13 protein-coding genes are annotated in these 14544 nt (G+C 33.6%); 8 read left to right on the top strand and 5 right to left on the bottom strand.

Annotated elements, in window-relative coordinates; genetic code table 11:
• The 5 genes from accB to fis all read left to right on the top strand — a co-directional run bounded on the left by accB (position 1) and on the right by fis (position 4143).
• Entirely contained in the window at positions 1-477 is a 477-nt protein-coding gene (gene accB, locus CF386_RS03995; RefSeq protein WP_089073153.1) for an acetyl-CoA carboxylase biotin carboxyl carrier protein, read from the top strand.
• A 15-nt stretch (positions 478-492) separates the two neighbouring features.
• Positions 493-1836 (top strand): acetyl-CoA carboxylase biotin carboxylase subunit, encoded by a 1344-nt coding sequence (gene accC, locus CF386_RS03990; protein WP_089073152.1) that lies wholly within the window; start codon positions 493-495, stop codon positions 1834-1836.
• 62 nt (positions 1837-1898) lie between these two features.
• Positions 1899-2786, top strand: a complete 888-nt coding sequence (gene prmA / locus CF386_RS03985; RefSeq protein WP_089073151.1) for a 50S ribosomal protein L11 methyltransferase — start codon at positions 1899-1901, stop codon at positions 2784-2786.
• Positions 2787-2861: 75 nt separating this feature from the next.
• Positions 2862-3827, top strand: a complete 966-nt coding sequence (dusB, locus tag CF386_RS03980; protein WP_089073150.1) for a tRNA dihydrouridine synthase DusB — start codon at positions 2862-2864, stop codon at positions 3825-3827.
• Positions 3828-3846: 19 nt separating this feature from the next.
• Positions 3847-4143, top strand: coding sequence for a DNA-binding transcriptional regulator Fis (gene fis, locus CF386_RS03975; protein WP_089073149.1), 297 nt, complete (start codon positions 3847-3849; stop codon positions 4141-4143).
• A gap of 23 nt (positions 4144-4166) precedes the next feature.
• Here fis and CF386_RS03970 read toward each other — a convergent pair whose 3' ends face one another.
• Positions 4167-4571, bottom strand: a complete 405-nt coding sequence (locus CF386_RS03970) for a MerR family transcriptional regulator (protein WP_158522294.1) — start codon at positions 4569-4571, stop codon at positions 4167-4169.
• A gap of 133 nt (positions 4572-4704) precedes the next feature.
• Here CF386_RS03970 and purH point away from each other — a divergent pair, with 133 nt between their 5' ends.
• A complete protein-coding gene (gene purH / locus CF386_RS03965) occupies positions 4705-6294 on the top strand; it encodes a bifunctional phosphoribosylaminoimidazolecarboxamide formyltransferase/IMP cyclohydrolase (RefSeq protein ID WP_089073147.1) in 1590 nt (529 codons plus the stop codon).
• Between the two features lie 12 nt (positions 6295-6306).
• Positions 6307-7587, top strand: coding sequence for a phosphoribosylamine--glycine ligase (gene purD, locus CF386_RS03960; RefSeq protein WP_089073146.1), 1281 nt, complete (start codon positions 6307-6309; stop codon positions 7585-7587).
• Positions 7588-7597: 10 nt separating this feature from the next.
• Here the strand turns inward: purD and hupA are convergent, their stop codons facing one another.
• The 3 genes from hupA to hemE all read right to left on the bottom strand — a co-directional run bounded on the left by hupA (position 7598) and on the right by hemE (position 9573).
• Positions 7598-7870, bottom strand: a complete 273-nt coding sequence (gene hupA, locus CF386_RS03955; protein ID WP_089073145.1) for a nucleoid-associated protein HU-alpha — start codon at positions 7868-7870, stop codon at positions 7598-7600.
• Between the two features lie 147 nt (positions 7871-8017).
• Positions 8018-8515 carry a DUF416 family protein gene (locus CF386_RS03950; protein WP_158522293.1) on the bottom strand — a complete coding sequence of 166 codons (498 nt, stop codon included), beginning with the start codon at positions 8513-8515 and terminating at the stop codon, positions 8018-8020.
• A complete protein-coding gene (gene hemE / locus CF386_RS03945; protein ID WP_089073143.1) occupies positions 8515-9573 on the bottom strand; it encodes a uroporphyrinogen decarboxylase in 1059 nt (352 codons plus the stop codon). The genes CF386_RS03950 and hemE overlap by 1 nt, the downstream gene beginning before the upstream one ends.
• 217 nt (positions 9574-9790) lie before the next feature.
• Between hemE and rsd the strand changes: the two genes are divergently transcribed.
• Positions 9791-10246: a sigma D regulator gene (gene rsd, locus CF386_RS03940; RefSeq protein ID WP_158522292.1), complete on the top strand. Its 456-nt coding sequence runs from the start codon at positions 9791-9793 to the stop codon at positions 10244-10246.
• Between the two features lie 40 nt (positions 10247-10286).
• Here the strand turns inward: rsd and rpoC are convergent, their stop codons facing one another.
• A complete protein-coding gene (rpoC, locus tag CF386_RS03935; protein ID WP_089073141.1) occupies positions 10287-14510 on the bottom strand; it encodes a DNA-directed RNA polymerase subunit beta' in 4224 nt (1407 codons plus the stop codon).
• Positions 14511-14544: the final 34 nt, after the last annotated feature.

The following is a 14544-nucleotide window of genomic DNA, read 5'->3' as shown; positions in this document are numbered from 1 at the left end:
ATGGACATAAGAAAAATCAAAAAATTAATTGAACTTGTTGAAGAGTCTGGCATTAGAGAGATAGAAATTTCTGAGGGTGAAGAATCAGTTAGAATTAGTCGAGGAGATGCTATTAATCAAAATCCAGTCATTGTTCCTCAACCAGTTCAACAGCAATATAATGTAGAATCACAGCCACAAATTATTCAAAATACACATCTATCACCGAGTACTAATGAAGTTGAAGAGGCAAGTGTTGAGAGTGGACACAAGGTTAAATCACCAATGGTAGGTTCATTTTATAGAGCTCCTAGTCCAGATGCAAAACCATTTATAGAAGTTGGCCAATCAGTTAAGACTGGAGATACACTATGTATTATTGAGGCAATGAAAATGATGAATCAAATAGAATCAGATAAAGATGGAGTTGTGAAGGCAATCTTACTCAATGACGGTGATGCTGTCGAATTTGATCAACCTCTAGTAATTATTGAATAATTAAGGTGTTGTGTGATGTTAGATAAATTAGTTATAGCTAACAGGGGCGAAATTGCTTTAAGAATTTTGCGTGCTTGTAAAGAGTTAGGTATTAAAACTGTAGCGGTTCATTCATCTGCAGACAAAGATTTAAAGCATGTGAAATTAGCTGATGAATCAATTTGTATAGGTCCTGCCAAAGGAACAGAGAGTTACCTTAATATCCCAAGAATAATAAGTGCAGCTGAAATTACCGGATCTGTTGCTATTCATCCTGGTTATGGATTTTTATCAGAAAATGCAGATTTTGCTGAAATGGTGGAGAAATCTGGTTTTATTTTTGTAGGCCCAAAAGCTGAAACTATAAGGATAATGGGTGACAAAGTAGCCGCTATTGATGCAATGAAAAAAGCTGGTGTTCCTTGTGTTCCTGGTTCAGGTGGCCCATTAGATAATGACGAAAGTAAAAATAAATCAATAGCTAAAAGAATTGGTTATCCTGTAATTATCAAAGCCTCTGGTGGAGGTGGTGGTAAAGGTATGCGTGTAGTAAGAAAAGAGTCAGAATTAATTGATTCCATCCAAATTACCAAAGCCGAGGCCAAAGCAAACTTTAATAATGATATGGTGTACATGGAAAAGTTTCTTGAAAACCCACGACATATTGAAGTTCAAGTTCTTGCGGATGGAAAAGGCTCTGCGATTCATCTTGGTGAAAGAGACTGCTCCATGCAACGTCGCCATCAGAAAGTGGTCGAAGAAGCTCCAGCTCCAGGTATATCCGAAGATATGAGGAAATTTATTGGTGATCGATGCTGTAGAGCATGTGTGGAAATCAATTACAGAGGCGCAGGAACTTTTGAGTTTTTATACGAAAATGGTGAATTTTATTTCATAGAAATGAACACTAGAATACAAGTTGAGCACCCAGTTACAGAAATGGTTACTGGTGTCGATCTAATTAAAGAACAGTTAAGAATAGCTGCAGGTCAACCATTGTCTTTTAGTCAAAAAGATATACAAATGAAAGGACACGCAATAGAGTGTAGAATAAATGCTGAAGATCCAGAAACATTTATTCCATCTCCAGGTTTAATAGAGCGTTTCCATGCACCTGGCGGTATGGGAGTAAGATGGGAATCTCACATTTATGGTGGTTATTCTGTCCCACCATTCTACGACTCTATGATAGGAAAGTTAATTTGTCATGGAGAAAATAGAGACGTTGCGATTGCAAGAATGAAAAATGCACTTAATGAAATTATTATCACGGGTATAAAAACTAATATCCCATTACAAAAAAGTATTATGGATGATGAGAATTTCCAACATGGTGGTGCAAATATTCATTATCTTGAAAAGAAATTAGGGATGCAATAACTCATTTGCTTTAATTAAATAAAGAAGCGGCTATTGCCGCTTCATTTATTTTGGAGAAAAAAATGTCTTGGATTCAACTTCGCATAAATACAAATGCCTCAATAGCAGAGAAATTGGGTGATTTTTTATTTGAACAAACAGATGTACACTCAATCACTTATTTAGACGCAAAAGACACACCAATTTTTGAACCTCTTCCAGGTGAAACTCTATTATGGAATGAAACTGACGTATTAGCTTTATATGATGCAAATACTAATACTTTGGATCTAATCGAGCTGATTAGAGCGTCTGAAATTTTGCAATCAAGTTTCCAATACAAAATTGAAATCCTTGAAGATAAAGATTGGATTAGAGAGTGGATGGATTCATTTGTACCTCTTGAACTTAAAAACAACTTGTGGATAATACCTAGCTGGCACTCTGCTCCTGAAACTAACTCGACAAATATTTTTTTGGATCCTGGCTTAGCTTTTGGTACAGGTACACATGCAACAACTCAACTCTGCTTAAATTGGCTGAGCTCTCAAAATTTACAGGATAAATTAATAATTGATTTTGGATGTGGATCAGGCATATTAGCTATTGCAGCGCTGAAATTAGGCGCAAAAAAAGTTATCGGAATTGATATTGATCCTCAGGCACTTCAGGCCTCAAGGGCTAATGCAAAAAAAAATCAAGTAGAAGAAAACTTTGATTTATATTTACCGAAAGATCTACCTGAAAACATAACTGCTGATGTTTTAATAGCAAATATTTTAGCTGAGCCTCTTCGTGCACTATCTCAACAAATTATTGGTATGGTAAAATTAGACGGTAATTTAGGCCTTTCCGGTATTTTAGATACCCAAGTGGATAACATTAAGACTTATTACACTGATAATGTTTCCTTTGATAAACCTGATAACCAAGGGGAATGGGTTCTTTTATCCGGAAAAAAGTATAAATGATTAAAAATTAAGCTTTAAATATACTTAAAAAATTAGTAGAATACTCCTCTTGTTTATATTTTGATATTTTTTATTTTGAATATTGGTCCTTATAATTTAAAGAATAAATTGTTAGCTGCTCCAATGGCAGGAATTACTGATAATCCATTTAGAAAGCTCTGTCTAAAGTATGGTGCTGATATCGCTTACAGTGAAATGGTTTCATCAAATCCATCATGTTGGAGTACAAATAAATCTCAATTAAGGGCAATATCTGTAGACGAAGATATTAAAGTCACACAAATAGCAGGTTCAGAGCCACATCTTTTAGCTGAGGCTGCAAAATATAATGTTGATAAAGGTTCTCAAATAATTGATATCAACATGGGATGTCCTGCAAAAAAGGTTAACAAGAAGCTCTCTGGATCCGCTTTATTAAAAGATGAAGCTTTAGTTAAAAAAATTTTAAAATCGGTTGTTGACTCTGTATCGGTTCCAGTAACCTTAAAGATAAGAACAGGCTGGTCATTAAATAATAAGAACTGTGTGACAATAGCTAAAATTGCAGAAGACTCTGGAGTTCAAGCTTTAACTGTTCATGGTCGAACAAGAGAGTGTATGTTTAAAGGCACAATTGATTATGAAAGTATCAAAAAAGTAAAGAAAGCAATAAATATTCCTGTGATAGCTAATGGCGATATAGTTAGCCCTCAAAAAGCTAAATATGTATTAGATTTCACCGGTGCTGATGCAATAATGATTGGTCGTGCAGCTCAAGGTAATCCTTGGATTTTTAAAGAAATATCACAATATTTGCTAAACCAAAAAGAAATGTTTTCAGCTCCATCATTGGAAGAGAAAAAAAAGGATATTATTGATCACCTCGAAGGATTATATAGTCTATATGGCGATTATTTAGGTACAAGAATCGCAAGAAAACATGTTATATGGTATTTAATGCCATACGAATATTTTAAACAATGTAAGAGAAGGTTTACAATGCTTGAGCAGCCACATGAACAGCTCAGTTTTATAAATCAATTTTTTCAAAAACAATTATAAATTAAGAAGAGTTAGAAATATGTTAGAACAAAATTTATCTGAAGAGCATTTCATTGTCAAAACAGTTACATCTCAAGATAAAATTATACATAAACCCCTTAGAGATTCTGTAAAAGCATCTTTAAAAAAATATTTTTCTCAATTACAAGGAAAAGAGGTTAATGATCTGTATGATTTAGTTTTAGCAGAGGTTGAAAGACCATTGTTGGATCAAATTATGCAACATACCCGAGGAAATCAAACTAAAGCAGCGACAATGATGGGTATTAACAGAGGTACTTTAAGAAAAAAACTTAAAAAGTATGGTATGAACTAACCATTTTTAGAAAAGAATCTCTATCATAGATTCTTTTCTTTTAAGTTATTCAGAATTGAGCAATTACTTGCATCCCTACTGCTGTCATTTAGACAACTTTTTTCTAAAAAAATTAGCTTTTTCTTCATTTGTTCCAACTCATTTATTTTTTGATTCAGCTTACTAATTTCATTTGATGCAACTTCTTTAACTTCTTTACAGGAGTAGCTCGAAGGGTTTTCATACATATTGACTAAATCCTTAATAGCTTTTAGGCTTAACCCTATACTTTTGGCTTTTAATATAAAACTTAATTTCTTAAAATCACTAATTGAGTATAATCTATAACCATTTTGTTTTCTGTCACTCGGTTTAAGTAAACCTATTTTATCGTAATATCTTATTGTGTCTTTTTTTAAATCAAACTTTTCTGCTATTTCTTTAATCAAAAACATCCTAATATAAACCTTTAAAATAAAAAAGACAAAATAACATAATCCGGTTTAAATATACATGCAAACGATTGCGTATAAATAAAAATAATGTAAAATAATAAAGTCCATATAAAACCAAGGTCTTAAAATGCATAATAAACATTCAATCAAACGTGCTCTTATCAGTGTATCCGATAAAGAAAACTTAATTCCTTTAGCTCAGTATCTAACATCTCAAAATATTGAGTTATTGTCTACAGGAGGCACTTCCAAGCTATTAAAAGAACACAAAATACCTGTAATAGATGTTTCAGAGTATACTGGTTTTCCTGAAATAATGAATGGAAGAGTTAAAACCTTAAATCCAAAAATTTACGGTGGTATTTTGGCCCGCCGAGATTTAACCGAAGATTTAGAGATTATGGAGAAACTGCAGATTCTTGAAATAGATTTGATTGTTGTAAATTTATACCCTTTTGAAAAAACGATCAACAAAGAAAATTATAGTTTTGATGACGCAATTGAAAACATTGATATTGGTGGACCTTGCATGGTCAGAGCTGCCGCAAAAAACCATAAATATACATCTATAGTGGTGAGTCCTAAACAATATGAATCTCTCATCTTAGAAATGAAAGAAAACAATAATATTATATCTGCAAACACTAATTTTAAACTTGCAGCAAAAGCTTTTGAGCATACAGCTCATTATGATAGTATGATAGCTCAACATTTGAATAAATACATCGATAAAGAAGAAGTAGTTAATGAATTACTGCCCTATTCAAATGTCTTGACTATTAATTTAACCAAAAAACAAAATCTAAGATATGGTGAAAATCCCCATCAGACCTCTGCATTTTATGTTGATGAATCTTGTGAAGAAACTTCTGTGTCTTCATCAACTCAAAAGCAAGGTAAAGAGCTATCATTTAATAATATTGCGGATGCTGATGCTGCTCTAGAGTGTGTAAAAGAATTTGATGCTCCAACTTGTGTAATAGTGAAGCATGCCAATCCTTGTGGTGTCGCCTCAAGTAATTCTCTTAAGACTGCTTATCAAAAAGCATTTAAAACAGATCCTACATCAGCATTTGGTGGGATTATTGCCTTTAATAGAGAGCTTGATTACGAAACTGCAAAATTAATAATAGAAAATCAATTTGTTGAAGTTATCATTGCTCCAAAAATAAATTCCTTTGCATTGAGCGAGCTAGAAAAAAAACCAAACATACGGGTTTTAGAAACGGGTGAATTTAAATCTCAATCAGGTTTAAAAGATTATAAAAAAGTAGCTGGTGGATTATTAGTTCAAGATAAAGATTCAAAAAAGATCTGTCCAACTGAGCTATCTATTGTAACAACTCGCAAACCAGAGGCTCAGGAGCTTAAGGATGCGTTGTTTGCATGGAAAGTAGCTAAGTTTGTAAAATCAAATGCAATTGTATATACAAAAAATGATATGACTATAGGTATTGGAGCTGGACAAATGAGCCGTGTTTATTCAGCAAAAATAGCGGGCATTAAAGCTAATGATGAGGGATTAATTGTTGAAGGTAGTGTAATGGCTTCCGATGCATTCTTCCCATTTAGAGATGGTATTGATGCTGCTGCGAAAGCAGGTATTACATGTATTATACAACCAGGTGGTTCTATAAGGGATCAAGAAATCATTGATGCTGCGAATGAACACAACATAGCTATGATTTTCACAAAAATTAGACATTTTAAGCATTAAGGAGAAACTTAAATGAAAGTATTGGTTATTGGTTCTGGTGGAAGAGAGCATGCTCTATCTTGGAAGCTTTCTCTTTCTCCTAAAGTTTCACGAGTTTTTGTTGCAACAGGAAACCCTGGAACTCAAAATGAAGAAAAAATTATTAATATTAATATATCTCCAGAAAATATTGCGGGATTAGTTGATTTTGCAAAAAAAGAGAAAATACATTTAACTGTAGTTGGGACAGAGCAGCCTCTTGTAGATGGTATTGTTGATATCTTTGAAAATAATAATTTATTAATACTAGGCCCATCTGAGTATGCCTCGCAACTAGAGGGTTCAAAAGGTTTTGCTAAAGACTTCTTAAAAAAGTATAAAATACCTACTGCCTCCTACGAAAAATTCACAGAAATAGAGCCTGCGATCAATTATGTTAATCAAAACGGTGTTCCTATAGTTATTAAAGCTGATGGTTTAGCTGCCGGTAAAGGTGTCATTGTAGCTGAAACAATCGAATCAGCGCATAATGCTATTCAAGACATGTTATCGGATAATAAATTTGGAGATGCGGGAAGTTCAATCGTCATCGAGGAATTTTTAGATGGAGAAGAAGCCAGTTATATTATTTTAAGTGATGGCAAGACAATGATTCCCATGGCAACCAGTCAAGATCACAAAAGGGTTGGAGATGGCGATAAAGGTGAAAATACTGGTGGCATGGGAGCATACTCACCAGCACCAATAGTTGATGAGTTAGTAAATAGCAGAGTACTTAATGAAGTAATTTATCCCACTTTAGATGCATTAAAATCAGAAGGACAACCGTATAAAGGTTTTTTGTATGCGGGGTTAATGATTATGCCTGATGGTTCTCCAAAAGTAATTGAATTTAATTGTAGATTTGGCGATCCTGAAACACAACCTATCATGATGAGACTAGAATCTGATTTTTTTGATATCTGTTACAAAGCAGCCACTGGTAATCTTAAAAATGCAGAAATGAAATGGTCGAGCAAAGTTGGAGTTGGTGTTGTATTGGCTTCAAAAGGTTACCCTGGTACTTACCAAAAAGATTACCCAATTACTATAAAAGAATATACTCCGGATATTAAGTTATTTCATGCTGGGACCAGTTTAAAGAATGACAAGCTTGTGAATAGTGGTGGCCGAGTTATATGTGTTACTGCGCTTGGAAATAATTTAGAAGAAGCTAGAGAGAAAGTGTATTCTTATATTAACAAAAATATCTTTTGGGATGGTATGTTTTACAGAAAAGATATTGGTTTTAAAGCCTTAAAAAAAAGCTCTTAATGAGCTTTTTTTATTTAACTGCTTCTTTCAAAGCTTTTCCTGAAACAAAGGCTGGAACGTTTGCCGCTGCAATCTGAATTTCTTTACCTGTTTGAGGGTTACGTCCAGTTCTTGCAGCCCTATGATTCACTTTAAAAGTACCAAAACCGATTAATTGGACCTGCTCTCCATCTTTTAACGCATTTGTAATTCCCGCTAAAGTCTCTTCTAAAGCTAGTTTAGCCTGTGCCTTAGTTAAGTCAGCTTTTTCAGCGATAACATCTATAAGTTGGGTTTTATTCATTATCTTTCCCTTATTAATTTAATTTAATTTAATTTTAAATACAACACTAATTCATAGTTAGTTCATTTGCCAAGATTTTTTTGCAAAAAGAACTAATATTTAACTTGAATTTTACAAAAGTGAGAAATAAATCACCAATTATAATAATTATAAATCTTTGAGCTCCATTCTAATCTCTTTCACAGCTACATTAAAGTTATTTTTTATACCACAAATCATCTTAAAGATTTCATCTTGAACTTCTAATTCGAATACTTGTTTTTTTTCGGTCATATCTCTTAAAAAAATATTTGAAAGCTTATAAAAAAAGTCTTTATCAATTATTTTTATGCTCCAACTTGATATAATTAGATCAGAAAGCTCATAAATAGAAAACTTATACGGTAACTCTTCATTCTCATAATCATCTATTAATGTAGACAGTTTATCTAGCTGACCATCCCAGTTAATTGTCAATTTATTATCAATTAAATTATTCCACGACAAATCAACTATATTTTCAAAAAATTTTAACAACGAATTTTTTTCTAAGAAATTATTGTTTTTTAAAATTCTTAAAGCTCTGTCACTCATAATATTCACAAAAAGATATTTTTTGTTTTCAGGCAGTTCTTCAAGTTCAACAAACAAATTAATATGATTCATCAATAACATTCTCCAGCTGAATAATGATGAACCTTATTTACTAGGGTAGAAACACTTTCTATTGGTGTCTCTTTTTGAATGCCATGTCCTAAATTAAAAACAAAACCTCTTCTTCCATTTACTTGTTTTAATATGTATTCTACTTCCTGTTCAATTTTATCCTTTGTTCCAAAGAGTACACAAGGGTCCATATTTCCCTCTACGGCTACTTTGTCTCCTATTCTGTCTAAAGCGTCACATATATCAATTGTCCAGTCTAAACCAACCATATCACAGCCAGAGTTTGCTATATCTTCTAACCACAAACCACCATTTTTAGTAAAGATTGTTATAGGTATTTTTTTATCATAGAAACATGACTTCAATTTTTCAACAATCTTAATCATATATCTCAAGGAAAATTCATTGTATTCTCTCCTTCCTAGAACCCCCCCCCATGAATCAAAAATTTTAATAGCATCGACGCCAGTTTTTACTTGGTTAACTAAATAGTCAACAATATTTTCTGTTAAGTTTTCGAGTAATAGATGCAGTTCTTTCGGGTTTTTATACATCATTGATTTAATTTTAGTGAAAGTTTTTGAACCACCTCCTTCTACCATATATGTTGCTATAGTCCATGGGCTACCTGAAAAACCTATTAAAGGCACAGTTTCATTTAATTTTGTTTTAATTAAGCTTATTGCTTTATAAACATAATTTAAGTCGTTAGCAGTATCTAAAATTGGAAGGTTCAAAATATCTGATTTATTAACAATTGGCTTACTAATTTTTGGTCCTTCACCTTTACCAAAAGAAAGTCCTAGATTCATCGCTTCAGGTATGGTTAAAATATCAGAAAATAATATTGCAGCATCTAATTTAAATCTCTTTAAAGGTTGTAATGTTACCTCACATGCTAAATCTGGATTCTTCATTAAACTAATAAAACTATCACCAGCTTTTTTTCTTACTTCTCGATATTCAGGGAGATATCTACCTGCTTGTCTCATTATCCATATTGGGGTGTGTTCAATTGGTTTTTTATAAATAGCATTCAAATAATTATTATTCTTCATTTTATCTTTTACCTTTCATTTATGAACATTAATAGACTTGTTACACAAATAAATTCATTTATTAATTTTTTAAAGTTCACAGGTTTTCTTATAATTTATTATTCAAGTTGAATCTTCTCACAAATAAAATTAGTCTAGATCCGTATTTGCTGGTAAGTTGGTATAATAGTATTATAAATTCTATATTTTAGCATTAATATCGATGGAGTACATTATTATGTTAAGTAAATTTGAGCAAGTAAGAACTGCATTAGAAACAAACAGTGAAATTATAGACCAATTACTCCAAATGAGACAAAATCTATTGTCTTCATATTGTAGCATTGCTGGATTGAAATCAAATCCAGCTTTTCCATCGTACAAAGAAGTTAACACTTTTTGTCAAGATCTTATAGACTATGTATCTGCGGGGCACTTTAAAGTATATAACGAAATTATTGATCACTGGAAATCTATTTCATTTCAACCAACAAGCAAAATAAATCATTTATATCTAGAGTTAAGTAAAATAACGGAAAAGTTTGTAAACTTTAGTGACACTTATACCTTATCGAGTAATTTAGATGTTTATGAGCAGTTTGATAAAGACTTATCTTTTCTTGGTGAATGTTTAGAAAAAAGGTTTGCCTTAGAAGATTTATTGATTAAAGAAATTGAACCTACGTTATTATAACATAGGTTCTTAAAGAGAACCTATGTTATTTAGCATTTGCTTACTTAGAATCATTAAGGTTAGCATTTAACAGTGCCGCTAAGTCTTGTGATGCCTGTTCAACATCAACACTAGGTTCATCAAGGCTTTTCTCATCATTACTATTATGTTTGTTAATTCGATCCTGGTGATACGCAAATCCAGTACCAGCCGGTATCAATCTACCAACAATAACATTTTCTTTCAAACCTCTCAGTTCATCTTGTTTTCCTGAAACTGCTGCTTCTGTTAAAACTCGAGTTGTTTCTTGGAATGATGCTGCTGAAATGAAAGATTCAGTCGCCAAAGATGCTTTTGTAATACCCAAGAGTTCTCGCTGAAAAGTAGCCTGCTGTTTATCTTCTTTAGCAAGCGCTCTATTAGCAATCATAACGTTTGAATACTCAACTTGTTCGCCGCTAAGGAACTCAGAATCGCCAGAGTTTATAATAGTTACTTTTCGAAGCATTTGCCTTACAATTGTTTCGATATGTTTATCATTAATCTTCACACCTTGTAATCTATAAACATCTTGTACTTCATTAACAATGTACTCTGATACTGCGTTAACTCCTCTTAATCTTAAAATATCATGTGGAGTTTCTGGGCCATCTGAAATGACATCACCTTTCTCAACTTTCTCACCCTCAAAAACATTCAACTGGCGATGTTTAGGAATCATTTCCTCGTATGAGTCACCATCTTTAGGGGTAATAATTAATCGTCGTTTACCTTTAGTTTCCTTACCAAATGATACTGTTCCAGAAATTTCTGCTAGTATAGCTGGTTCTTTCGGCTTCCTAGCTTCGAATAAATCAGCAACTCTTGGTAAACCACCAGTGATATCTTTCGTACCTCCTGACTCTTGAGGTATACGACATAAAACATCACCAATGTTCACATCTGCACCATCTTCCAATTGAACAATAGCTTTTCCAGGCAAGAAATATTGAGCTGGAATATCAGTACCAGGAATAAGTATGTCCTTACCATTTTTATCAAGTAATTTAATTAATGGGCGCATATCTTTTGCAGAACCTGTTCTCTGTGCTGCATCAAGAATAACTAGTGAAGAAAGACCTGTTAAATCATCTGTTTGACGTTGAACAGTTATACCATCAATCATATCCACAAATTCTACTTTACCATCAACCTCAGTTATTATTGGGTTTGTATGCGGATCCCAATTAGCAACAATGTCACCAGCTTTGACTGAATCTTTATCTTTTTTCGATAAAATAGTGCCGTATGGAAGTTTATAGCTTTCCTTAGTTCGTCCAAATTCGTCAATAATAGTTAATTCAGATGCTCTGGAAGTTATAACTAAATGATTATCTTTATTAATTACAAATTTAGCATTATGTAAATTTAAAGTACCATTATTTTTTATTTGGATATTATTTTCCGCCGCTGCTCGAGATGCTGCTCCACCAATGTGGAAAGTACGCATCGTAAGCTGTGTTCCTGGTTCTCCAATTGACTGTGCAGCAATTACACCAACTGCTTCACCCTGATTGATTAGGTGACCTCTAGCTAAATCACGACCATAACATAACTTACAACAGCCATGGTCATTTTCACAAGTCACAACCGATCTTACCTTAACTTTATCAACAGAGTTTTCTTCTAATAACTCACATAGTTTTTCATCTAAAAGAGTATTTCTTTCTAGCAACACTTTTTCTGTGCCAGGTATCAGAACATCTTCTGCTAAAACACGACCAAGAACTCTTTCAAATAGGGGTTCTTTAACTTCGCCACCTTCAATTAATGGCATCATAACGATACCCTCAGTTGTACCACAGTCATCGCTAGTAACTACAACATCTTGAGCTACATCAACAAGTCTTCTAGTAAGATATCCCGAGTTTGCTGTCTTTAAAGCTGTATCTGCAAGTCCTTTACGAGCACCGTGAGTGGAAATAAAGTATTGTAGTACATTCAAACCTTCCCTAAAGTTTGCAGTAATAGGCGTTTCAATAATTGAACCATCAGGTCTTGCCATAAGACCACGCATACCTGCTAGTTGACGAATCTGAGTTTGAGAACCACGAGCACCAGAATCAGCCATCATATAAACACTATTAAATGATTTTTGAGTCTCTTCTTCACCTTCTTTATTAGTCACTGTTTCAGACGATAGGTTATCCATCATTGCCTTAGTAACCTGTTCATTAGTAGCTGCCCAAATATCAATAACTTTATTGTATCGTTCACCTGCTGTCACAAGACCTGATTGGAATTGTTCTTGTATTTCAGCAACTTCTGCATGAGCTGAATCAATTAATTCATTTTTAGCATCTGGAACTACCATATCATCAATACCTACAGATGCGCCAGATCTAGCCGCGTATGCAAAACCAGTATACATTATCTGATCAGCAAAAATTACTGTATCCTTAAGTCCAAGTACTCGATAACAAGTATTAAGTAGTAAAGATATTTGTTTTTTCCCTAACGTTTGGTTTATCAAGCTGAACTCTAGACCTTTAGGAACTATAGACCATAACATAGCTCGTCCAATAGTCGTATCAATTAACTTAACAGTTCCTTCATCAAAAGTACCATCCGAATTTGTAGTATATTCAGTGATGCGTACTTTAACTCTAGCATGAATTTCAGCATTGCCTGTACGATATGCTTTTTCAGCCTCTTCTGGACCAGATAAATACAAACCTTCACCTTTCGCATTTATTTTTTCTCTAGTCATATAATACAAACCAAGTACAACATCTTGTGACGGTACTATAATCGGTTCTCCGTTTGCTGGAGATAATATATTATTTGTTGACATCATTAGAGCTCTAGCTTCTAATTGTGCCTCTAAAGTTAATGGTAAATGCACAGCCATCTGATCACCATCAAAGTCAGCGTTGTAAGCAGCACAAACAAGAGGATGAAGTTGTATAGCTTTTCCTTCAACTAAAACAGGTTCAAATGCTTGAATACCAAGTCTATGAAGTGTTGGAGCTCTATTTAACAAAACTGGATGCTCTCTAATTACATCATCAAGAATATCCCAAACAACAGGCTCTTCTCTCTCTACCATTTTTTTGGCTGCTTTAATCGTAGTAGCAAAGCCTTTATTTTCTAATTTTCCATAAATAAATGGTTTAAACAATTCTAAAGCCATTTTTTTAGGTAAACCACACTGATGTAATCTCAAGTATGGACCTACTGTAATAACAGAACGACCAGAGTAATCAACTCGTTTCCCGAGTAAATTCTGTCTAAATCGACCTTGTTTCCCTTTAATCATATCTGCAAGAGACTTGAGAGGTCTTTTATTAGAACCTGTAATCGCTCTTCCTCTTCGTCCATTATCTAAAAGAGCATCGACGGACTCTTGTAACATTCTTTTTTCGTTTCGAACAATTATATCAGGTGCTGATAAATCTAGGAGTCTTTTTAATCGATTGTTTCGGTTAATAACTCGGCGATATAAATCATTTAAATCAGAAGTCGCAAATCTACCACCATCAAGAGGTACTAGGGGTCTCAAGTCAGGCGGAAGAACAGGAAGCACGTCAAGTATCATCCATTCAGGATTATTACCTGATTGAACAAAAGCTTCTATTAATTTAATACGCTTAGTTAACTTTTTTCTCTTAGTTTCTGAATTGGTTTCTTCGAGCTCTTCTCTCATTAGATCAATTTCAGCATTTAAATCCATATTTAACAATAATGATTTAACTGCCTCTGCACCCATTTTAGCATCAAACTCATCACCCCATTCTTCTAATGCATCAAGGTATTGTTCTTCAGACAGGAGTTGACCTCTCTCCAAGTTTGTCATGCCGGGCTCGATGACTATATAGGACTCAAAATACAATACACGTTCAATATCTCTAAGAGGCATATCCATAAGGAGTCCAATCCTAGATGGTAATGATTTTAAAAACCATATATGAGCTACAGGCGAAGCTAGTTCAATATGACCCATACGGTCTCTACGAACTTTAGTTTGCGTTACTTCGACTCCACATTTTTCACAAATAACGCCTCTATGTTTCAATCGCTTATATTTACCACAGAGACATTCATAATCTTTTATAGGGCCAAAAATTCTAGCACAGAAAAGCCCATCTCTTTCTGGTTTAAATGTTCTATAGTTAATAGTCTCAGGTTTTTTGACTTCGCCGAAAGACCAAGAACGAATCATTTCTGGAGAAGCTAAACCAATTTTTATTGCATCAAACTCTTCATTTTTGTGCTGAGCTTTAAGAAATTTAAGTAAATCTTTCACAATTTTCTCCTGTGAGGAGTTAAACCACAAAGAC

The sequence above is a fragment of the Paraphotobacterium marinum genome (assembly GCF_002216855.1).
GTDB lineage: Bacteria > Pseudomonadota > Gammaproteobacteria > Enterobacterales > Vibrionaceae > Paraphotobacterium > Paraphotobacterium marinum.
The sequence above is the reverse complement of the archived record's forward strand: the minus strand, read 5'-3'. Positions and strand labels throughout refer to the sequence as shown.